This is a genomic window from Pelovirga sp., assembly GCF_059864205.1.
On record NZ_JCBCBS010000112.1, the window covers coordinates 1 to 21,759 of the forward strand.

A 21,759-nucleotide genomic window follows, 5' to 3' on the forward strand; every position below is an offset into this window, starting at 1 on the left:
CAAAAAGTCCGCCCTACGGCGTTACGGCGTTTTTTCAGGATCTTGACATACTCTATGTATGCCTGCGCCCCTGAAAAACCACCAGGCCTTGTAGGACGAAATTTTTGCTTAGCCATCCTATGACTTTTTGCGAGTGCATCAATTTTGGGTCTTGGAGAAATGCAAAAAAAAAGACAAGCTGGCAGATCAAAACCGTACCCACTTGAGTATCAGGGGGATTGATAATGAAAAAGTTGAGTATCTGTTCAGCACCGGATCTTCGGATTCTATGTGAAGGGACGCGATGGTCTCCCATTGGGTCATCCCTGACCGCTTGTTGTCGCCATCCATGGCATCAAACACCCTTGTCACAGGACCCTCGACCCTGCGCAAGGATAGTGCTGAATAGTTACGTCTGGTTTTTAGTCCCATTGTTTTTCTAGCATCATCAACTCTCTGTTCGTGGCTTTCCTGCAAATACTGCATGATCGGAAGCTCCCATCAAGAGGGTTTTGGTGTTCTTGTGATTGTTGCGCGCATTTGTTACGACGCTAATGAAGGCATTTGGGGTGTGACATTGCGAATTGCTGTTGTCGGATAAATGGCAATCGATGATTGCGCGACTCTCCGCCAGATGTTACTAGTTATCGTTTGAATCAAATTCCTTTACAGCTACGCGCGGCTACTATGAAATTCATTCACACATCCGATATCCACTTGGGAAAAAGTTACCGCAACTCTCCCGGCGAGAGCAAACGTTACGACGACTTCTTTGCCTGCCTGGCGGGCATTTGTGCCGAAGCCATCCGTGAGCAGGTCGACGCTCTGCTGATTGGTGGCGATCTGTTCCATGTCGGCCAGATTTTGCCGAAAACTTTTGCCCGCACTATCACCACCCTGCAACCCCTCAAGGATGCCGAAATCCCCTGTATCGCTATCGAAGGCAACCACGACTGGATCCATCGTCGCGACAACATCTCATGGATGGAAGCGCTGTCGCAGATGGGCTATATCAAACTGTTGCGGCCGGCGCGCAGCGATGATGGCGATTATCGCTTCGCTCCCTTCGATGAAAAAACCGGTATGGGCGGGCATATCGCCATCAACGAGGTTAATATTTATGGTCTTGGCTATATCGGTGCCCAGGCCGGTCATCATGTGGAACGTATCTGTAATGCGGTTACTACAGAGAACAACCTGCTGATCTTCCACGTCGGCATCTGGAAATATTCCCCGGTCGAAATCGGCAACATGAAACTGGAAGAAGCCCTTCCTCTGGCCGAGAAGTTCGGCTACGTTGCCCTCGGTCACGGTCACAAACCCTATGTGATTCAAGCGCCGGAAGGCAGGCCTTACGCCTTTAATCCCGGTTCGCCTGAATGCGTCAATTTTGGTGAAGAGAAGTACGCTAAGGGTTTCTACCATGTCACTTTCGCGAACGGCGAGTTTACCCCGGTATTCAGGAATACGTCGCCGCGTCCGATGTTTGTTGAAACCATTGATCTCAGTGGTGCGGAGAATGCCGAACAGGCCCTCGCTGTGTTCAGCGAACAGGTCGTCGCCCTGCTCGAGCGCTGCGGTGATGAACGTCAACCTCTAGTGGAGTTAAAGCTGGTTGGTCGCGTCGGGTTTCATCCCTTTGAGTTGGGGCGGGAACGGCTGAGAGCGGTGATGGAAGAATTGGTCGACCCATTGCATGTCGAGATCAAGAATCACCTCTCCCTCGTCAGCAGCTCCGAAGGGATGAACGGAGCCAATAAAAGCCTGGAGGAGATCGAACAAGAGGTTTTGCATGATCTGATCACCTCCGGCAGCGAATACCAAGGCCGTGAAGAAGAACTGATCCGGCTCTCCATCACCCTGAAGAATGCCGTGCAGAAAGGTGATGTCGACGGTGATGAATTGCTGGCCCTTCTGGACACGGAGGGCAATTGATGCAGATCCTCTCCATTCAGCTTAAAAACATCAAGTCGCACCGCGACACCGAACTGCACTTCTCCCCCGGTATCAACGTCCTCTCCGGTCCTAATGGGGTCGGCAAAAGCACCATTTTTGAAGCGATCGGTTATGCCCTGTTCGGAGTCGATGCGCAAAGCTTTGTCGGCAACGTCGATCGCTTCGTGACCATCGGGGCCAGGCGGGGAGAAATTGCCGTTGTGTTTCAGCTCGCGGAAGACGGCCGTTATCGTGTCAGTCGCAGCGTTGGTACAGCGTCCAAGTGGCTTCTGGCGAAAGAGGTCGGCGGCGATTTTGAAGTGGAGGAGCATAAGGACAGTAAAGAAACCGAAGGGCGCCTCAAGGAGTTGCTCGGGCTGAGATCGGTGCGTTCACTGGCTGAACAGTTTGAACTGGTGATCGGCCCGTTTCAACACGAATTTCTCGGCCCCTTTGTCATCAAGCAAGCAACCAAACGGCGTGACAAGTTTGACGAAATCCTCGGCATTGACACCTGGCGGAAGACGTTCAACGAGACCAAGGTATTGACCAGTGCCATCAAGGCCAGGGTGGACGCCCTGGAAAGCGCAATCGGCCCGCTCCAGAGCCAGGTAGCTGAGCTGCCGGCGAAAAGGGAGGAGCATCAAGCGGCGCAGAAGGATCTTGCTCAGGCCGAGAAGGATCTGGTGCTGCAACAGCGGCAACTCAAGGACCTTGAAGGACTTCTCCTCACTGTAGATGAGCGCGAAAAGCAGCTTAAGGAGCTTGAAAAAGAGGTCGAAACCCTCAAAGAGCGGATCAGTAACGGTAACGAGATGATCGGCAAGCAGAAGCTCCTGGTCGAGGAGGCAGAAAAAGCTCACAAGATCATCGCAGCGACCACGCCCGGCAAAAAAGCCTACGAACAGGCCGAGAAGCAGCTGGGCGAACTGCGGGAGAAACTCAAGGTTCAGCGGCAACAGGAACAGGAAGTCGCTGATCTCAAAAATCAGCTTGCCAGGTTGACCGAACGGTTCAAGGTTGAAACTCAAACGATCCAGGGAACCCGCGAAGAACTGGCGGCCGAAGAGAAGACCCTGGTTGAAGGCCGGAAGGCGTTGTCCCTTGATGATGAGCAAAAGGCCCTGGCGGAGCGACTGCCGCAAATCCGTGTGAACCTTGAAGGGGTGCGCAAGCAGCTTGGGCTACTCGAAGGACGCCGGGCGGGCCTGGAAGAGGGGAACGAAAAGCTTGATGAGGGGATATGCCCGTTCTTCCAGGAGCCGTGTCTCAATATCGCCGCAAGTCCTCCGGCCGATGTCTTCTCGGCTAAATTCTCTGAGCTGGACCAGGAATGCCGGCGCCTGCAAAAGGAAGTTCAGGAGTTCGAACTGGAGGAGAAGGCGGCCAGTGGTGCCAACGATCAGCTCAAGGCGATTGCGGTTAAACTCGAAGGGCTGGATTCTCAGTTGGTAAAGCTGGCGGAGCGTCGCAACCTGAACGAGCTTAAGGCTGAAAGCCTGGTCGCGTTGCAAAAGGAACAATCAACAGCGCAGCAGCAGCTTGATGAAAAACACAAGGTGCTGGATACCTACAGCCGGTTGCAAACCGACATCGAAGCGGCTGAGAAGGAGAAGATGCGCCACCAGGAAGCTCGTGACCGTTATCTAGCCAATCAGCAACAGGCGGAAGAATTGGACCAGCGCCGCGCTGATCTGGAAAAATTCGACAAGCACCTCAAGCAGTTGCAAAATAATCTCGAAGCCAGGCAAGCGGCTTTCAGTGGGGCGGGAAAGGCGTATGACGCCGCCGAACATGAAAGGCTGCGTCAGCAGAAAGACAACCTTTGGGGTGGTGTCAGCGCCCTCGGCCAGAAGATAAAGGGGCTGGTCATTGATGTCTCCCGTCTTGCCGGTGAAGTCGACAAGCTCAAGAAGATTGAACAGGAAATCGTCGACAAGCGGGGGCGGATCAAGGCGTATAAGGAGAAGGATGAACTGGTCAAGTTCCTGCGCAACCGGGTGTTCCGGAATGTCTCCGGGTATCTCTCTGAACGCTTCCGCGAGGAAATCAGCCAGCGCGCCAATCGCATCTATCGAATCATCGCAGAAATTGATGAGGAATTAGCCTGGGGTGACAACTATCAGATTGTACTGCGCGATATGGTCGCTGGTGAACTGCGTGAACGAGCCGATGACCAGCTCTCAGGCGGTCAGATGATGAGCGCCGTGGTTGCCCTGCGTCTGGCCATGTTGCAAACGATCGGCGCCCGTATTGCCTTCTTTGATGAACCAACCTCCAACCTCGATGTGACGCGCCGTGAGAACCTGGCTCATGCCTTCAGGGCTATCGATGTCGGCAAGGAAGAGGTCACCGAACATTGGTACGATCAATTGTTTCTGATCAGTCATGATGTCGCATTTACCGAAATTACCGATCAGATTATAACGATTGGAGAGGGCGATTAATCAAGCCAACCTTGCTTCGGAGTACAGTTGGATTGATCAGGATTATTGCGGTAAATAAAAAAACTCACGCAGGAGGAAAACAATGGAAACAGTAAAGATTATGCCCTGTCTTGATATGAAGGATGGTCGGGTGGTCAAGGGGGTTAACTTTGTTGATCTCAAGGATGCCGGCGATCCGGTCGAGAACGCCATATTTTACCAGCAGGAAGGGGCCGATGAGCTGGCTATGCTCGATATCGCCGCCACCCTCGAAAATCGCGGCAACCGTCTTGATTGGGTACGAAGCGTCGCAGCAGTCATTTCCATCCCGTTAACTGTGGGTGGCGGCATCAGTAGTCTTGAAGATATTGAAGACACCCTTGCTGCCGGCGCGACCAAAGTGTCTATGAACAGTGCTGCGGTTAACAGCCCGGTTTTGATCAGCCGGGCGGCAACAAAATTTGGTTCCGAGCGGATTGTCGTTGCTGTTGATGCGCGGCGTAGTGCGGAAATGCCATCCGGGTTTGAGCTGGTGGTTTCCGGTGGCACCAGGCCGGTTGGCAAGGATGCCATCGCCTGGGCGCGAGAGTGTGAGAAATTGGGAGCCGGAACCATTCTGCCCACCAGTATGGATGGCGACGGTACCCGCGCCGGTTATGATCTGGAATTCACCAGGGCGATTGCGGATGCGGTCAGTGTGCCGGTGATAGCCTCCGGTGGAGCGGGCACACTTGAACACTTTTATGATGGTGTGGTCACGGGGGGAGCTCAGGTCCTGTTGGCTGCCTCTGTGTTCCACTTCCGTACCTTTCGAATTCGTGAGGTCAAGGAGTATCTGCGTGAACGCGGGCTGGCAGTGCGTCTTTAATCTTTAGCTGCCAGCAATAAAAAGCGAAAAGCCCAGATTGGCACCAACCTGGGCTTTTCGCGCTGATGACAGTACCTTCGACTCAGTCGAGGAGTTCTTTAACCTGATCGCAGATGTGGCGGGCGATCGGCAACGCCGAAGTCGCTGCGGGTGACGGAGCGTTGCCGACGATCAGGCTGTGCTGCCCTTTGACAAAGAGAAAATCATCAAGGGTTTTGCCGTCGGCTTGTACCGCCTGGGCGCGCACCCCGGAGGGGTAGGGACACAGATCATCGAGCTCGATTTGCGGGCAGTAGCGCTTTGCCAGTTGCAGGTAGCCGGGGCGGTAGAGAGAGTTTTTCAGTTCCGTCAGGGTTGGTCCCGGATACTTTTTAATCAGCCGGTAGAGCCCCGCATAGCCGAACATCTCGATCATATCTAGCAGGTTCATTGACCAGCGGCTGTAGCCTTCGCGCGCTAAAGCGAGGGTGGCGTTAGGACCGATGGTGAGGGAACCGTCGCTCATCGGAGTCAGGTGGATGCCTAAAAATGGCAATTCCGGATTGGGGATCGGGTAGATCGGATGGGTAACAATCCGGCGTTTGTCGACAGGCAGCTGGAAATATTCGCCACGGAACGGCAGAATGCGAAATTCCGGTTCCTTACCCAGCATGCGGATCAAGCGGTCAGAGTGCAGACCCGCACAGCCGACAACAAATTTGCCGGAAAAACGGCCGATGCTGGTGGTGACCGTCACCTCTTGCGCGTCGCTGATCCCGGTAACGCGGCAGTTGGTGTGGATCTCGCCACCGGCGCCGGTGAACAATTCGGCAAGTTTGTAGGTGACCCTGGCATAGTCGACAATACCGGTGTTTGCCACCCAGGTTGCCCCCAGGCCGACGACATTGGGTTCCTTTTCCTGCAGTTGCTGCCGATCGAGGACCTCGGTCGGAATGTCGTTCTGGCGGCAGCGCTCTAACAGATCCTGCATCCGCCCCAACTCGGCATGGTTGGTCGCCACCAGCAGTTTGCCTGTTTCCTTAAACGGGATGCCGTGCTTGCGGCAGAATTCTTTGGTTGCGCGGTTTCCTTCCCGACAGAACTGTGCCTTGAGGCTTCCCGGTGTGTAGTAGACCCCGGCGTGAATGACGCCGCTGTTGCGACCGGTCTGATGCAGAGCCAGGCGCGATTCCTTTTCAAGAACAGCAATCTTGCTATCTGGATAATCCCGCTGCAACTGACATGCGGTAGCCAGACCGATAATGCCGCCACCGATGACAATGAAATCGTAGTTAACCATCAGATGTCCTCCTTTTGCGGGGGCCAGCGCTCAAGCCAGCCGAGATCCAGTAATCCGTAAAGTCCGATCAGAATCGCCTCAGCTGTGTCATGACGCAGTCCCGTCGGTTTTTTGTGGCTGAGGTGATCAATAACGCCGCCGGCCATCAGTAGTGCCTGTTGTTTGGCAACGCGACCGTTTGGGTGCTGACGTGCATAAAAGAGCTTTTTACGCCATTGGCCGGCATGTAACGAGACGAAAACCCGCTTCAGTTTCAGCGCTTCGCGTTGCCACAGTTCGGCCAGGGGGCCGCCCCCTTCCAGATAAATATGGGTCGGCTGCGGTGTGTTGCGCAATAGTGTGGCGACCAGGCGTTTTAATTTCTGCTGATCAGCCAGATGGTGGGAACGATACCACAGCAGTTGGTTGTTGCGATTGTATAGCGCCAGTCCGGTATGCAGACCGGCATCAACAGCAAGCAAGTGCGGTGTCGGCTGATCTGCGGATGACAAAGGTTGCGTGCAAGTCATTTGTCATCGTTAAAGCGCGGTGCCAGGTATTGCTGATAGAGACGGATGGCCATTTGCTCATCGCTGGAATCGTTGAGTTCGGCAAAGGTCAACAAGGGGTCGGCCAGGGTCAGTCCTTCCGGTTGCAGACCGGTCCAGCGACACTGGCGCCCAAAGGTTTGCAGCAGGGTGACCTCGCCGCCAGGGTCGGAGGTCAGATGCAATTGCAGCATGGTTTTGAGTTGTTGCTCCGCTTCCAGATAGAGCACGGCCGATTGTGGCTGAAAACCGCGTGTCATCAGGCTGGCACCCAGTTCACCACCAATGAATACCTGCGAACTGACGTTCAGCTGTTTCAGCCGTTGGGCCAGACTGACCGGCGTGTCACCGGCAGCCAAACTGCAGCGTTGCAGAAAAAGGCGCGGTCGCAGGGTTTCGATGTAGCCCAGCTGCCAGCGTTGCAGCAGTTCCTCGATGGCTGTTAATTGCCGTTTTCCCTGTTCATCCTGAATCAAGTTGCCACGTTTTTCCAGTTCACTAAACAGGCTGCCGATAGCCCCCAATGCAATGCCGGCATCATCGGCCAGGGCCCGATAGGTCGCGTTGATTGCTTTGCGGCTGCGCAGCAGCAGATAGATCAGCTTAAGGCCACCGGCACGGAACAGTCGGTCTACCGTCGGCGGTTTTAGCGTATGCTTGCGGCCACTGATGTCGATGTACAACGGCATCTGGTCAAGATAGACATTGCCGGCACAGTCAGCATGCTCGATCTTGCTCTGGCGCAGTTTTGCCGCCATGTTGGCGGAAATGTAATTGCTGACCAGCAGCGGTGCGGCATTCTGTGGCGCCGGCGAGGTTTTGAGTTGATGGATGACCAGATCAGCGATGTCGGCGGTTAAACGCGGCACCACCTTGATGTAGTAGTAACGTTCCCCCCAGGGGCCGGACAGACGGAAAGCCCCGGCAAAAGGGCCACCGATTTTCTGCATCATGAATTCGATCTTGGCCTGGGGGATGCCGCGGATGGCCTGCATGCTGTTATAGATGATCTGATCGTCTTCCAGGCGGGGTTTACGTGGCATAGAAACCTCATACTGATGAATGCCGTTCACTATAGTCTTTTGTTCATTATCTGTGAAGTTGGCAGAAATGAGTCATTCTGTCAAGGCGGAGCGACTGGGGCACGGCGCGCCGTGCCCCTACTCGATCTTGCTGATCAGGACCTCACGGGGTTTGCCGCTGCCGTCGGAGGGGCCGACGATGCCTTCCTGCTCCATTTTCTCGATCATGCGCGCAGCGCGGTTGTAACCGACGCGCAAACGCCGCTGGATCATGGAGATGGAAGCTTGGCGGGTGTCGCTGACGATTTTAAGCGCATCGTCCCAGAGTTCATCGTAGTCGTCCTCGCCGGCCTGTTCCGTAGCAGTTGGTGGGGTGGTGAGGATTGATTTGTCGTACTCGGGCTTGCCCTGCCGCGAGAGAAATTCTACGACGCGCTGCACCTCGAGTTCGGAAACAAAGGCGCCGTGGACCCGTTCCAGGTAACCGACCCCGGGGGGGAGAAAGAGCATATCGCCCATACCGAGCAGGGCTTCAGCACCCATGGAATCAAGGATGGTGCGCGAGTCGATACGGGAAAACACCTTGAAGGAGATCCGGGTTGGAAAGTTGGCTTTGATCAGACCGGTAATAACATCAACGCTGGGTCGCTGGGTGGCAAGAATCAAGTGAATGCCGGCCGCCCGGGCCATCTGCGCCAGACGGGCGATCGATTCTTCAATGTCGCGCCCGGCAACCATCATCAGGTCGGCCAGTTCATCAACAATCACGACGATATAGGGGAGGTGGCCGTGTTCCAGTTCCTCCGGCGGGATTTCTGCGGTGATGGGGGGCAGCTCGTCCATCAGCTCGCTGGGGTCCAACTGCGCTTCCGGATCGGGCACCCGGCTTTGTGCTTCCTTGGCCTCTTTGACGAGTTTACGATTGTAGCCATCGATGTTGCGGACCCCTTTGGCCGCCATCAGTTGGTAGCGACGTTCCATCTCGCGCACTGCCCAGTTCAGGGCCAGTGCGGCTTTTTTCGGGTTGGTCACCACCGGCAGGAGCAAATGGGGGATGCCTTCATAGATCGATAATTCCAGCATTTTCGGATCGATCATGATCAGCCGGACATCCTCCGGCGCGGCACGGTAGAGCAGGGACAGGATCATGGTGTTGATGGAAACCGATTTGCCGCTACCGGTGGAGCCGGCGACCAGCAGGTGGGGCATGCGTGACAGATCGGAAACCACCACCTGACCGAAGATATCCTTGCCCAGGGCCATGGGGAGTTTGCCGCCATGCTTGTTGAAGGCCTCGGAGTCGATGATTTCTTTGAGATAAACGGTTTCGCGATCTTTGTTGGGAATCTCGATACCGACCACACCCCGGCCCGGAATCGGCGCCACAATGCGGATGGAGACTGCCTGTAGCGCCATGGCCAGATCGTCCTGCAGGTTGGAGATCTTGTTGACCTTGACCCCGGGTGCCGGAGAAAATTCGTACATGGTAACCACCGGTCCCGGTTTGACCTCAACCACATCCCCTTCAACGCCGAAATCGAGAAGTTTTTTCTCCAGCATGCGCGCAGCCATGGTCAAACTGTTACGGTCAACCGGTTTGGCCGGAGCGCCATCGTGTTCAAGCAGGGAGGCCGGCGGCATGTGGTAGTCGCCACTGGCCTCCAGAAAAGAAAAGGCGACCTGGGGGTCTTCTTTATCGTTAGCTCTTTTTTTGGATTTTTGGGTCGACGGCGGTGGGATCAGGTTTTTCGGCTCGCTGGTGATGATGGCCGGCCCTTTCTCCTCACGCTGCTGCCGGGTTTTTTTCTTTAATTCCTTGCGCGCGCGCCGGGCTTCGCGGCGCATCTCCAGACGTCTTCCCAGACGATCAAGAAAGCCGTCAATAAACAGCACGAAGGAAAAACGGGTCGAGAGGATCAGTGCCACCAGGAAAAAAACAATCAGTACAATCGCCGCACCACCGACATTGAGATAGTGGGTCAATATCTGTACCAGAATGCGCCCCAGGGTACCGCCGGCCTCATCGATTTGCTGGCCGAACAGAGGGATACTGTTAAAACGCAGGGCGAGCAGGGCTCCTAACGTGATCTGCATGAGCAGAAAAGCGATCAGGCGGGTGATGCGAAAATGGACATCAGTAAATTTGAGCCAGCGCCATGCCAGATGGAGGCAGCCTAAGGGCCACAAGAGCGCCGTCAGACCGAAGGTCTGATACATCAGGTCGGCGAGATGGGCACCGAAAACCCCAACCCAGTTGCGGATCCGCTCCGGCTGCAGATTGTTATTGAAGGAAGGGTCGTCATTGCTGTAACTGAGCAGACAGATCAGCAGAAAAATGCCCAGGGCGAGCCACACCAGACCGAGGATTTCCTTGCGCATCCGATGTTCGGCCAACGCTGTTGCTTCTTTCTCTTTAACGTTCATATCAGAGTTCCAGAATGACCGGCAGAATTAAGGGGCGCCGGGCGATGGCGCGGTTGAAAAAACGACGTAGTACCTTGCGGACTTCAACCCGCAATTCCTCCCAATCACCGACCATGGCGAGGCTGTGCTCTTCGAGCAGATCGCAGACGCGTTGGCGCGCTTCGGCCAGCAATGCTTCACCAATGTCCGAATCTTCGGGGATAAAACCTTTGGAAAAAATGTCCGGACCCTGGATGATTTTACCGGTTGACTGGTTAATCGCCAGCATCAGAATCACCAGCCCATGGTTGGCCAGATGGCGGCGGTCGCGCAGTTCCATGACCCCGACGTCACCGACCCCCTTACCGTCAACAAACACCCGACCGCTTTCAAAGCGTTTGCCACGGCGTAGTTCGCTGGCGTTGATGATCAACTCATGACCGTTTTCGAGAACCAGGGTGTTTTCTGCTGCTACTCCCATTTCCATGGCCAGTTGGCGGTGCTTGACCAGATGGCGGTATTCGCCGTGAAGCGGAACAAAGTAGCGCGGTTTGACCAGAGCTTGCAGGAGCTTTAACTCTTCCCGACTGGCGTGACCGGAGACATGGATTTCACTGGTTTTTTCGTAAATGACTTCGGCCCCGCGGCGATAGAGATGATTGATCAGGTCGCTGATGGCCTTTTCGTTGCCGGGAATAAACTTGGAGGAGAGAATGACTGTATCGCCAGGTTCGATGCTGATCTGTTTGTGATCCCCAAGGGCCATGCGCATCAATGCACTCAAGGGTTCACCCTGACTGCCGGTGGTGATAATCAGCACCTCTTCCGGCGGCAGGTGGGGCAGATCGCGCAGCTCGATAAATTGCTCATTGGGGATCGTGAGGTAGCCGAGCTGGCGGGCAACGGCGATATTGCCAACCATGCTGCGGCCGTTGATCAGCAGTTTGCGCCCGGCCAGCCGGGCCGCATCGGCGACCTGCTGGATCCGGTGGATGTTAGAGGAAAAGGTCGAGAGGATAACCCGTTGCGGACAGCGTGGGATGATCTCTTCCAGTACCTTGCCGACGGTGCGTTCCGACAGAGTGTAGCCTTCGTTTTCGACATTGGTGGAATCGGCCAGCAGCAGCAGAACGCCTTCCTCGCCAAGTTCCGCCAGACGCGCAAGATCGGTGTTTTTGCCGTCGACCGGGGTGGGATCAATCTTGAAGTCGCCGCTGTGGACAATCAACCCCGCCGGGGTTCGGATCGCCAGCCCGACGCCATCAACGATGGAGTGAGCGGCGCGGTAAGGTTCAACGGTAAAGGGCGGGAGTTCAATCTGTCGGCGTGGTGTGATCTCGATCATCTCAACCCGCTGATCGAGGTCATGTTCTTTCAGTTTGCGCTGCAGTAGCCCCAGGGTCAGGCCGGTCCCGAAGACAGTAGGGGAGCCGAGGCGCTGCCATAAAAAAGGCAGGGCGCCGATGTGGTCTTCGTGGCCATGGGTCAGGACCAGGCCGACAATGTCCGACCGACGTTCTTCGAGGGCACTGATGTCGGGCAATACCAGGTCGATGCCGAACATATAGGCTTCGGGAAACATCAGTCCGCAATCGATCAACAGGATTTTGCCCTGCGCTTCGATTCCGAGCAGATTCATGCCGATTTCACCAAAACCGCCAAAGGGCAGCAGACGGACTTCTTCACTATGTTCAGTTGGATTGTTCATGGTTTTCCAGGCAGTGGGCGATCTGGTCGTGAACCTGATCGGTCAGTTGATCGATGTGCGACATTTTCAGCCCATCTGTAGCTATCGGGGACATAATGGTCAGCTGCAACGGCGTCGGATTGATGCGCAGACTTCCCTTTGGCTGTACCTGATGACTGCCGTGAATCGCCATGGGCACAATCGGCACCCCGGCTTTAGCGGCCAACAGCAGTGCCCCTTTTTTGAACGGCTGCAGGGTACCGTCAGCGCTACGGGTTCCTTCCGGAAAGATGATGACTGATACGCCGGCGCGAATCCGCCTGGCCGCCGCTGTCAGGCTGCGCATCGCCTCTTTACGATTGGAACGGTCAATCGGGATATAACCACTACTTTTCATTGCCAGCCCAAAGAGAGGGATGTTGAACAGCTCCTGTTTGGCCATCCAGCGGAACTGGATCGGCAGGCCGGCGTAGAGCAAGGGGATGTCAAAATTGCTCTGGTGGTTGCTGATGTAAATTGCCGGGCCATCACCTGTGAGGTTTTCGCTTCCTGTTACCTTGAGTTTTAATCCCGCCAGCCACAGACAGCTGCGTCCCCACAGGATCCCCCAGCGGTGAACAACATTCTGGCCGAACAGGGACAGGCAGACGCCAATGCTCAGGGCAATCACTGTCCAGGGGTAGAAAACCAGATAAAAAAATAGTGTGCGTAGCACCTGTTAATAACCCCTTCCTGTATCTGTTCAGCACAGGGCCTTTGAATCCTATGTCAAGGGACGCGATTGTTTCCCGTTGGGTCATCCATGACCGCTTGTTGTCGCCATCCATGGCGACAAACACCCCTGCCACAGGACTCAAAGGCCCTGCACAAGGATAATGGTAAATAGTTACATAAAAATAAAAGCAGATCATTCTACTGTCACAGCTGTATCAGCGTCAAACTTTTCTCATGCAGCCGGTTACCAGCGATAAACCGGTCAACCGACGCGCCGGCGCGTTATAGCGTGAAGTCACCAGTCTCATCAAAAAATCGTCAAACCCTAACACTGCCCTAACAAAAAAAGCGCGATCATGGCGCCGTCTACATGAGCAACTAAGACGTCATTTGCAGAACGTCATTTTCACCAACAAAAGGAGAGATGAATCATGATGAGAAAAAAAGTAGCCAAACTTCTTGCAACCTGCCTGCTGGTTGTCGGCTTGCCGACAGTTGGTCTGGCCCTTGACCCTGCTTTAAAGCCTTACACCCCGGTGTCCGGGATTTCCGGGACCTTGAAGAGTATCGGTTCCGACTCCATGAACAACGAAATGACCCTGTGGGCCGAAGGATTTTTGAGTTTCTACCCCAATGTCCAGATTGAAATCGAAGGCAAAGGCTCAGGTACGGCGCCGACCGCCCTGGTCAGTGGCACTGCCCACTTTGGCCCCATGAGCCGTCCGATGAAAGGTAAAGAGCTGGACGATTTTGAAAAGCGCTATGGTTACAAGCCGACCGAGCTCAACACCAGTATCGACATGCTGGCCGTCTATGTCCACAAGGACAACCCGATCCAGTGTCTGACCCTGCAGCAGGTCGATGCTATTTTCTCAAAAACCCGTCGCGGTGGTAACGCTGAAAATATTCGCACCTGGGGTGATGTTGGCCTGACCGGTCAGTTTGCCAACCTGCCCATCAGTCTCTACGGACGTAACTCCGCTTCCGGTACCTATGGTTTCTTCAAGGATAACGCCCTTTTTGGTGGTGACTATAAAGATGAAGTGAAAGAACAGCCGGGTAGTTCCTCTGTCGTACAGGGTGTTGCCAGCGAGCTCGCCGGTATCGGCTACTCCGGTATCGGTTATATGACTGCCGATGTGCGCGCCGTTCCTCTGGCCGGCGGCCCGGGCGAGCAGTGCTATGCAGCAGCAGCAGAGAATGCCTATACCGGTAATTATCCCCTGGCCCGCTTCCTCATGGTCTATACCAACTACCAGCCGGGCAGCACTATTGATCCGCTGCGTCGTGAATTTACCCGCTACATCTTCAGTCGTAACGGCCAGGAAGATGTCGTGCGCGATGGCTATTTCCCGGTGTCCAATGTGATTGCTCAGGAGCAACTGCAGAAGCTGGGAGTCAAATAGGACAATTTGACGGGTAACACCTGCTGCCCGGAACCGCAGACATTAGTGTCGCGCTTCCGGGCAGATTTCCGCGATCCCTTCTGGCTCTTGATGCTGATGTCGGGACTAGAAGGGACCGCGGAAATCAAGACAGGCAGATGAGAAAGACAATAAGGGTGAAATAGTCGCCAAACTTATAAATGATGGTCAAATAAATGGCAGAGAAGAAAAAAATTACCGGCACTCAGCGTCGCTACACCACCAAAAAAAGCATCAAGTATATGGATGTAGCAGCAACGGTGCTGATTTCCCTCGGTGGCCTGGGAACCATTATTGCGGTCGCCGGCGTGTTTATTTTTCTGGCATCCGTGGTTGTCCCCCTGTTTGCTCCCGCCGAAATGACCCCGGCCCAGAAGATCTCCACCATCGAGGCTACGACCAAACAGGCACCGCTATTGATTGTTGACGAATTTCAGCTCAGCGCCTGGACCCTGGAAGACGCAGGTGCCAGTGCCCGGGCATTTGTTCTCAATGATGGTGAAACCCTGCTGCAGACACCTGTCTTTGCCGAAGAAACGCCCCAGGCCTGGGCCTATGACTCCCTGTCGGAAACCTTGATCGCCGCCTTTGCCGATGGCCGCATCGAGTTGAAAAAAATCGGTTTCAGAACCAGATTTCTGCTTGATGAGCAGGTATTGCCTGGATTTTTACAGGAAATGGAAGTCGGCTCGGCACTACCCTGGGATGAAGGCATTGTCCAGCGCACCCCCATTGGCCAATTGCGGCAGTTGAAACTGGAGCTGGAAAGCGAGGCTCTTGTTGCGACAGAGCATGAAGGTATCCGGCTGATTTCCATGATCAATACCAACAGCGGTCCGGTCTTGACCTATCTGACGCAAGATGGCGTGCTGCGGATCCAGCGTATGGTGTCGCGTCGCAACCTGCTCACCGGGCAAGTGACCACTACCGTCACCGGCGGCTCACTGCAACTCGACCTCGACCGGCGCGGGTTGCCGCAGTGGCTTGAGCTGTCCGGTCGTGGTGATACGGCGTTTCTGGCCTGGAGCGATGGCCATCTACTGCGTATCGATAGTCGCAATTTCAATGCCCTGGCGGTCGCTGAAGAACTCAGTCTGATCCCTGATGGTAACGCAACCCTGACGTCCCTGTCGTTTCTGATTGGTCGTACCACCCTGGTAGCCGGTGATTCGCAAGGCCGCCTGAATGCCTGGTTCCGTACCCGGCCTGAAGGGACAGCGACCAGCGACGGCAGCAGGCTGACCCTGGTGCATGATCTGGGTCAAGGTCCGGCGGCAGTTACGGCCCTTGCCCCGTCAACGCGCAGTCGCCTGCTCGCTGCCGGCTTTGCCGATGGCACGGTGCGCACCTATCATGTCACCAGTGACCAGTTGCTGGTTGAAGAAAGAGCAGGCCAGGGAGCGGTTGCTGCTGTGGCCCTGGCGCCACGCGACAATCTGCTCGCCGCCCTGGTACCGAGCGGACTGATGGGCTGGCATCTGGACAACAAACATCCAACCGCAACCTGGCACACCCTGTTCGGCAAGGTCCATTATGAGGGGATGAATGAGCCGGGCTATGTTTGGCAATCAACCGGGGGAACCGACGATTTTGAGCCGAAATACAGTCTCATCCCCTTGATTTACGGCACCCTTAAGGCCACCTTTTTTTCCATGTTCTTTGGTGTTCCGCTGGCGCTGCTGGCGGCTGTTTATACCAGCGAATTTCTTGAAGACAAGCGCGTCAAAGCCCAGGTGAAACCGCTGGTGGAGTTGATGGAAAGCCTACCGACGGTTGTTCTGGGTTTTCTGGCGGCGCTGGTCTTTGCGGTTTTCGTTGAGGGGCAGACAGCTAGTGTCCTGGCGGCCTTTATCACGGTGCCCTTGTCTTTTGTTGCGGCGGCATATCTGTTTCTGTTGCTGCCCATCGACAAATTTGTCCGTTTTTCCCGCTTCCGTTTTTACATCATTGCCCTGTTGGCCCTGCCCATCGGCATTCTGTTAGCGCGACAACTCGGGTCCGTGCTTGAAGCCTTGCTCTTTGCCGGTGATATCAAGGCCTGGCTCGATGGTCAGGTTGGGACCGGTACCGGTGGCTGGTTTTTGTTGTTGCTCCCCTTAAGCAGTTTTGTCGTGGCTCTGTTCTACGGACTGACGGTCAATCCCTGGTTGCGCAACAGAACCGCAGGCTTGACACGCTTTGCAACCGGAATGACGGAAATTGTCAAGTTTGCTTGCGGTGTCGTTATTGTTACAGCGATGTCCTGGTTGGCGGCCTCCTTGTTGACGGCGGCCGGCATCGATATCCGCAGCGATTTCCCTTTCACCGGTCAGATCATGGGGACCTACGTTCAGCGCAATGCCCTGGTGGTCGGCTTTGTCATGGGTTTTGCCATTATTCCGGCGGTTTACACGATTGCCGAAGATGCTTTGTCAAGTGTCCCGGAGCATCTGCGTTCCGGTTCCCTGTCAGCTGGTGCCAGCCCCTGGCAAACCGCCATCCGTATTATCATTCCGACCGCCGCCAGTGGCTTGTTTTCGGCAGTGATGCTCGGTCTTGGTCGGGCGGTCGGGGAAACCATGATCGTGCTGATGGCGACCGGCAACACGCCGGTGATGGAAATGAATATTTTCAATGGCTTTAGGACCCTTTCGGCGAATATTGCCGTTGAGCTGCCGGAGGCGATTATCTATGGCACCCATTTCCGCATCCTGTTTCTGGCAGCCCTGACCCTCTTTTTGCTGACCTTTACTATTAACACCATTGCTGAAGTGATCAGGCAGCGCTTTCGTAAACGGGCCTTCCAGTTGTGACCAGAGTAACAGGCTCTCGCTGTAGAGGTTACGGCCTTAAAACATGACAAATAGATGGATGGAGATACCGGCTTGACTGGCAATAGCAGCAACAAATCAACAGTAAGGCTCTGGCGCCGCCAGGGGAGCAGTACCTCAGTGGCTTCATTGGGGCAGCCGATGGTGTGGCTTGCCGGTGGTATGCTGGCTTTGTGCAGCGTCATGATTATCGCCTTGATTCTGCTGGTGGTGGTGCGTGGTATGGCGACCTTCTGGCCCGGCGCCATCACCAGTTATCACACGGTGAACGGCCAGGTGATCACTGGAGAAGTGACGCGTTCCAGCACCTATGAGCCAAGGCCGGAACTGATCGATACTTTACCGCAGGATGCCCAGGAGCGCGCGCGCCAACTACTTGCTGCCAATGACGGGCTGGCTGAGCGGGTGCTGGTGCGTACCGGCAACTATGAACTTGATAACAGTCATTTTACCTGGGTGAGTAACTACACCATTGAACGCATCGAGAAGCCGGAATGGTTTGTGGTGATGGAGCGTTTAACCTGGGGGCGGTTCTATGGTGTGCCGACAGCTTTTTACGTCGATGGGGAATTGGTTGCCGATACTCCTGCCGACGTCTGGCGTGAGTTTGAGCGCCATCATGGCGATATTCGCAAGCGCTGGCAGCAACGCCGCATTCTTGAAAGCAAGGATATCGGTAAGATCAATCATCAGCAGGAACGCGCCCGACTGGAGCTGCGTGGGGCAGAAATTGCCGCCCAGCAGGCACGGATTGACTACGGTGTCCGCTCCGAGCAGTTTAACCAGGCCCAGCGCACCCTGGAACAGCAACAACAACGATTTGCTCAAGGCGAAGCTGAATTTGAACGACGTTACGCAGACATTCGCGAAGAGATCGTCGCCCTTAATCAGGAGAATGATCGCTATCAGATCCGCCTGATGACGGTGAATGGTCAGGAAAAGTCCATGGGGATGGCGGAAGTAGTGCGCGCTTATCCCGCCAATCAGCTTTCCCTGCTCGGGCGCATGGGTGTTTACCTGGATCGCTGGCAAGAGTTTCTGCTGGGTGATCCGCGTGAGGCCAACAGTGAGGGTGGTGTTTTCCCGGCCATCTTCGGAACTGTCGTGATGACCCTGATCATGGTGGTATTTGTCGTGCCTTTCGGCGTGCTGGCGGCCCTCTATCTGCGCGAATATGCCAAAGCCGGACCGTTGGTCAGTGTCATTCGCATCGCGGTGAACAATCTGGCCGGTGTGCCCAGTATCGTTTACGGGGTCTTTGGTCTGGGATTCTTCTGCTATCTGGTGGGCGGGTCCATTGATCAGTTATTTTTCAGTGAAAAGCTGCCGAATCCGACCTTTGGTACCGGTGGTATTTTGTGGGCCAGTCTGACCCTGGCCCTGTTGACCTTGCCGGTGGTGATTGTTGCCACCGAAGAAGCCCTGGCGGCGGTTCCCGGTTCCATGCGCGAAGGCTCCTATGCCTCGGGTGCGAGCAAGTGGCAGACGATCCAACGCATTGTGCTGCCAAGAGCGATGCCGGGAATCATGACCGGGATGATTCTGGCCATGGCGCGGGGTGCCGGTGAGGTCGCTCCGCTGATGCTGGTCGGTGCGGTCAAGCTCGCTCCCGAGCTGCCCATCGACAGTATTGCCCCCTTTGTTCATCTGGAACGCAGCTTTATGCATCTGGGCTTCCATATCTATGATCTGGGGTTCCAGAGCCAGAACAGTGAAGCGGCAATCCCCATGGTCTTTACCACAACCTTACTGCTCATTCTGATCATCACCTTGCTTAATGTCGGGGCTATCTGGTTGCGTAACCGGTTGCGGCGCAAATTTGTGGTCAGTGCGGTTTAAGTTTAACTATTCCAAAGAAGAGGCTGGATTAATGGTAACAACAGATACAACGCGAGTAACCAACGGTAGTAATGGCACGGCTGCCGATCCTGGCTACGCCGAACGCAAAAATCGTGGGCGCCTGCAGGAGATCGCTGCCGGAAAATGGTTTCCGCCGGTTGTCGATCACCAGTTGGAGCGCGAAGAGCCGGTTCTGACGGTAAATAATTTCTGCCTCTGGTACGGCAATGCGCAGGCGCTGTTTGATGTGTCGATGAAGGTGCCAAAATCCAAGGTCACCGCCCTGATCGGACCTTCCGGCTGTGGCAAATCAACCTTGCTGCGCAGTGTCAATCGTCTGAACGACCTGGTCGATTCGGTGCGCATCAGTGGTGAGATGAACCTCTACGAAGATTCCATCTATGCCAAAGGTGTCGATGTCATCGAACTGCGCAAGCGCATGGGCATGGTGGCTCAGAAGCCCAACCCCTTCCCTATGTCGATCTATGAAAATGTCATCTATCCCTTGCGGATCGATGGCGTCCGTGATCGTCGGATTCTTGATGAGGTCTGTGAAACCTCCCTGCGTGGTGCTGCCCTGTGGGATGAAGCCAAAGATCGTCTGCATCAGAGTGCCCTTGGTCTGTCCGGCGGTCAGCAGCAGCGCCTGTGTGTGGCTCGCGCCATTGCTTCCGAGCCGGAAATGTTGCTGATGGATGAACCCTGCTCCGCTCTTGACCCCATCGCCACCGGCAAAATCGAAGATCTGATCGATCAGTTGCGCGGCGAATACACCATTCTGATTGTTACCCACAACATGCAACAGGCGGCGCGAGTCAGTGATTACACCGCCTTTATGTATCTGGGACAGTTGGTGGAATATGGTGCCACAGCATCCCTGTTTAAAAAGCCCCAGCTCAAAGAGACGGAAGACTATATTTCCGGCCGCTTTGGTTGATGGCTGTCTGCACGTGTGAAAGCGGATAAGACCCCGATGTCGGGATATTCAAACACCAAAAAATCAAAGGAGAAACAGACAATGATCAGGTTCAAAAATATCGTGCCCCTAGTAATGCTCGTTCTGGTGGCTGTTGTCACCATCGGTTGTGCTGCAAAAGATCTCAGTGCTGCCAACCATGGAGCAACGTCGAATTATGATCGTCCCGGTTTTATTACCGGTGTTGAAGACGGACGTTTATGGGTTTTCCTTGCCGGCAGTAAGGAAGGACAAGCCTATGCCGCCACCAAGAGCAAACCGGCTAAACATGTAGTCCGCCCCGGCGCCGGACCCAACGGCATGACGATTCGGGCGCCTGAATTTGACGTTATTGACGCTTATCTAATGGCAAAACCCGGATTTGTCACCGGCATTGAAGATGGCCGCCTGTGGGTATTCAAGGAAGGAACCAAAGAGGCTGATGCCTATATTGCATCTAAAAGTAAGCCCGCCAAACATGTGGTGCGCCCGGGTGCGGGACCCAATGGTATAACCATCCGTGCCCCCGAATTCGATACGATCGACGCCTATCTGGCGACCAAGTAATTTAGCTAGACCTAGCTGCATCAGCCGATGAGAGAATTATGACTCAGATTTTTTTCCGCGAAATAAAACGCTTAAAAACCCTGCTCTTAGAGCAGGGTGAAGCGGTGGAAGAGCAGGTCAGGTTGGCTAAACAGGCCCTGCTCAGCATGGACGTAACCTTGGCCAAAAAGGTGCTTGCCGCCGATGATGCCATCGATCAGCGCGAGGTTGATCTACAGGAGGAATGTTTCAAGATTCTGGCGCTGCATCAGCCGGTTGCGGTAGATCTGCGTTTTTTGGTTGCTGTGCTTAAGTTTAATAATGATCTGGAGCGCATCGCTGATCTGGCGGCTAATGTTGCCAAGCGGACCGTCAAATTGAAAGAGCTGAATGATACCGAACTGGTGTACGACTTTGCTGAAATGGCGGCCATTGCCCGGCAGATGCTCCATCAGGCTATGGCGGCCCTGGTCGATATTGACGCCGAAGCCACAGCCGATGTGTTCAGTCTGGAAAAGAACCTTAATCGTCTGCACAAAACCAACTCCAATACCATTCGCCAGGCGCTGAAGAAAAACCCTGAACGAGCAGAGTCATTGGTTCATCAATTGGTGATCTCCAGAAACATGGAGAGAATTGGCGATCTGGCGACCAATCTAGCCGAAGAGGTGATCTATGTCGCCCGTGGCGAGATTGTCCGCCACAGCGAATCGCCCCTTTAGTGCCGGCGGGGAATTGGCATTGTCCATGGTGAGTCAGTCGCTGGAGGCTAGGGTTTTCTTGTACGGTCCTGTGCTTGTTTGTAAACCTGGTTATTGTCTCTTTTGCCAATCGCAATGACCAGGACGCAGATTTCTGTGTCGATCACCTCATAAACAAGACGGTAGCCGCTGGCCCGAAGTTTTATTTTATAATGTCGCTCAAAACCGGATAATTGCTTTGATAAAACATGAGGTTCCTCGAGGCGTTCCTGTAATTTCTTCTTGAATTGTGCTTGAATGGAACTCTCAAGCTTTTTCCATTCTTTGAGAGCCGTCGGCAGAAATTTAAGTTTGTACTTATAGCTCATCGATATCCACATCGACGGCGGAAATTTTTTCGTTCTGTCGTTCTTTCACGATCATGCCCAGTTGATAATCCTCGATTCTTTCCATGAGTTTTTCGTAGGTTTCTGCAGCGACAAGGTAAGCCGTTGGTTTGTTGTGATTAAGGATGACAATGGGCTCCCCATTGGCCTGGTCAATCAGGGCGCTGGGGTTTTTTTTGAGTTCGGAAATACTTGCTGAGCAATTTGCCAGGATGGATTTCATTTTTTGTGCCTTTTGGGGGTCTAATTTACGGATCA

The 21,759-nt window shown here is 54.6% G+C and carries 17 protein-coding genes; 9 read left to right on the top strand and 8 right to left on the bottom strand.

Translation table 11 applies throughout. The features are described 5' to 3' along the window. Positions 1 to 666: 666 nt before the first annotated feature. The 3 genes from AC6F7T_RS07310 to hisF all read left to right on the top strand — a co-directional run bounded on the left by AC6F7T_RS07310 (position 667) and on the right by hisF (position 5,208). Positions 667 to 1,914, top strand: coding sequence for a metallophosphoesterase (locus tag AC6F7T_RS07310; RefSeq protein WP_500717433.1), 1,248 nt, complete (start codon positions 667 to 669; stop codon positions 1,912 to 1,914). Next, complete coding sequence (locus AC6F7T_RS07315; RefSeq protein ID WP_500717435.1) at positions 1,914 to 4,361, top strand: AAA family ATPase; 2,448 nt, start codon at positions 1,914 to 1,916, stop codon at positions 4,359 to 4,361. Before AC6F7T_RS07310 ends, AC6F7T_RS07315 begins: the two co-directional genes overlap by 1 nt. Positions 4,362 to 4,443: 82 nt before the next feature. Continuing rightward, entirely contained in the window at positions 4,444 to 5,208 is a 765-nt protein-coding gene (gene hisF, locus AC6F7T_RS07320) for an imidazole glycerol phosphate synthase subunit HisF (RefSeq protein ID WP_500717437.1), read from the top strand. Between the two features lie 82 nt (positions 5,209 to 5,290). Here hisF and lhgD read toward each other — a convergent pair whose 3' ends face one another. The 6 genes from lhgD to AC6F7T_RS07350 all read right to left on the bottom strand — a co-directional run bounded on the left by lhgD (position 5,291) and on the right by AC6F7T_RS07350 (position 12,841). Further along, positions 5,291 to 6,487, bottom strand: a complete 1,197-nt coding sequence (gene lhgD / locus AC6F7T_RS07325) for an L-2-hydroxyglutarate dehydrogenase (protein WP_500717438.1) — start codon at positions 6,485 to 6,487, stop codon at positions 5,291 to 5,293. After that, positions 6,487 to 6,996 carry a hypothetical protein gene (locus tag AC6F7T_RS07330; RefSeq protein ID WP_500717440.1) on the bottom strand — a complete coding sequence of 170 codons (510 nt, stop codon included), beginning with the start codon at positions 6,994 to 6,996 and terminating at the stop codon, positions 6,487 to 6,489. The genes lhgD and AC6F7T_RS07330 overlap by 1 nt, the downstream gene beginning before the upstream one ends. Beyond that, entirely contained in the window at positions 6,993 to 8,057 is a 1,065-nt protein-coding gene (locus tag AC6F7T_RS07335) for a type IV toxin-antitoxin system AbiEi family antitoxin (protein WP_500717441.1), read from the bottom strand. Before AC6F7T_RS07335 ends, AC6F7T_RS07330 begins: the two co-directional genes overlap by 4 nt. Before the next feature lie 117 nt (positions 8,058 to 8,174). Then, positions 8,175 to 10,460, bottom strand: coding sequence for a DNA translocase FtsK 4TM domain-containing protein (locus tag AC6F7T_RS07340; RefSeq protein WP_500717443.1), 2,286 nt, complete (start codon positions 10,458 to 10,460; stop codon positions 8,175 to 8,177). A 1-nt stretch (position 10,461) separates the two neighbouring features. Continuing rightward, positions 10,462 to 12,147, bottom strand: a complete 1,686-nt coding sequence (locus AC6F7T_RS07345; RefSeq protein ID WP_500717444.1) for an RNase J family beta-CASP ribonuclease — start codon at positions 12,145 to 12,147, stop codon at positions 10,462 to 10,464. Beyond that, a complete protein-coding gene (locus AC6F7T_RS07350) occupies positions 12,131 to 12,841 on the bottom strand; it encodes a 1-acylglycerol-3-phosphate O-acyltransferase (protein ID WP_500717446.1) in 711 nt (236 codons plus the stop codon). The genes AC6F7T_RS07345 and AC6F7T_RS07350 overlap by 17 nt, the downstream gene beginning before the upstream one ends. Before the next feature lie 430 nt (positions 12,842 to 13,271). Here AC6F7T_RS07350 and AC6F7T_RS07355 point away from each other — a divergent pair, with 430 nt between their 5' ends. From AC6F7T_RS07355 to phoU, 6 genes are all read left to right on the top strand, one after another. Continuing rightward, positions 13,272 to 14,246, top strand: a complete 975-nt coding sequence (locus tag AC6F7T_RS07355; RefSeq protein ID WP_500717447.1) for a phosphate ABC transporter substrate-binding protein PstS family protein — start codon at positions 13,272 to 13,274, stop codon at positions 14,244 to 14,246. Between the two features lie 194 nt (positions 14,247 to 14,440). Beyond that, on the top strand, positions 14,441 to 17,056 hold the full coding sequence (locus AC6F7T_RS07360; RefSeq protein ID WP_500717449.1) for an ABC transporter permease subunit: 2,616 nt from the start codon (positions 14,441 to 14,443) through the stop codon (positions 17,054 to 17,056). Positions 17,057 to 17,128: 72 nt separating this feature from the next. Continuing rightward, positions 17,129 to 18,913 (top strand): phosphate ABC transporter permease PstA, encoded by a 1,785-nt coding sequence (gene pstA, locus AC6F7T_RS07365; RefSeq protein ID WP_500717451.1) that lies wholly within the window; start codon positions 17,129 to 17,131, stop codon positions 18,911 to 18,913. 31 nt (positions 18,914 to 18,944) lie between these two features. Next, positions 18,945 to 19,850 (top strand): phosphate ABC transporter ATP-binding protein PstB, encoded by a 906-nt coding sequence (gene pstB, locus AC6F7T_RS07370; protein WP_500717452.1) that lies wholly within the window; start codon positions 18,945 to 18,947, stop codon positions 19,848 to 19,850. An 81-nt stretch (positions 19,851 to 19,931) separates the two neighbouring features. Next, the gene (locus AC6F7T_RS07375; RefSeq protein ID WP_500717454.1) at positions 19,932 to 20,435 is read left to right on the top strand and encodes a hypothetical protein; all 504 of its coding nucleotides are present in this window, start codon (positions 19,932 to 19,934) and stop codon (positions 20,433 to 20,435) included. Positions 20,436 to 20,473: 38 nt separating this feature from the next. After that, positions 20,474 to 21,136: a phosphate signaling complex protein PhoU gene (gene phoU, locus AC6F7T_RS07380; RefSeq protein WP_191157151.1), complete on the top strand. Its 663-nt coding sequence runs from the start codon at positions 20,474 to 20,476 to the stop codon at positions 21,134 to 21,136. Between the two features lie 47 nt (positions 21,137 to 21,183). On the opposite strand, the gene AC6F7T_RS07385 is transcribed toward phoU, so the two are convergent. Then, positions 21,184 to 21,483 carry a type II toxin-antitoxin system mRNA interferase toxin, RelE/StbE family gene (locus AC6F7T_RS07385; protein ID WP_500717456.1) on the bottom strand — a complete coding sequence of 100 codons (300 nt, stop codon included), beginning with the start codon at positions 21,481 to 21,483 and terminating at the stop codon, positions 21,184 to 21,186. Further along, the coding region (locus AC6F7T_RS07390; protein ID WP_500717457.1) for a type II toxin-antitoxin system prevent-host-death family antitoxin at positions 21,473 to 21,759 on the bottom strand (287 nt) is incomplete at its 5' end. The genes AC6F7T_RS07385 and AC6F7T_RS07390, both read right to left, overlap by 11 nt.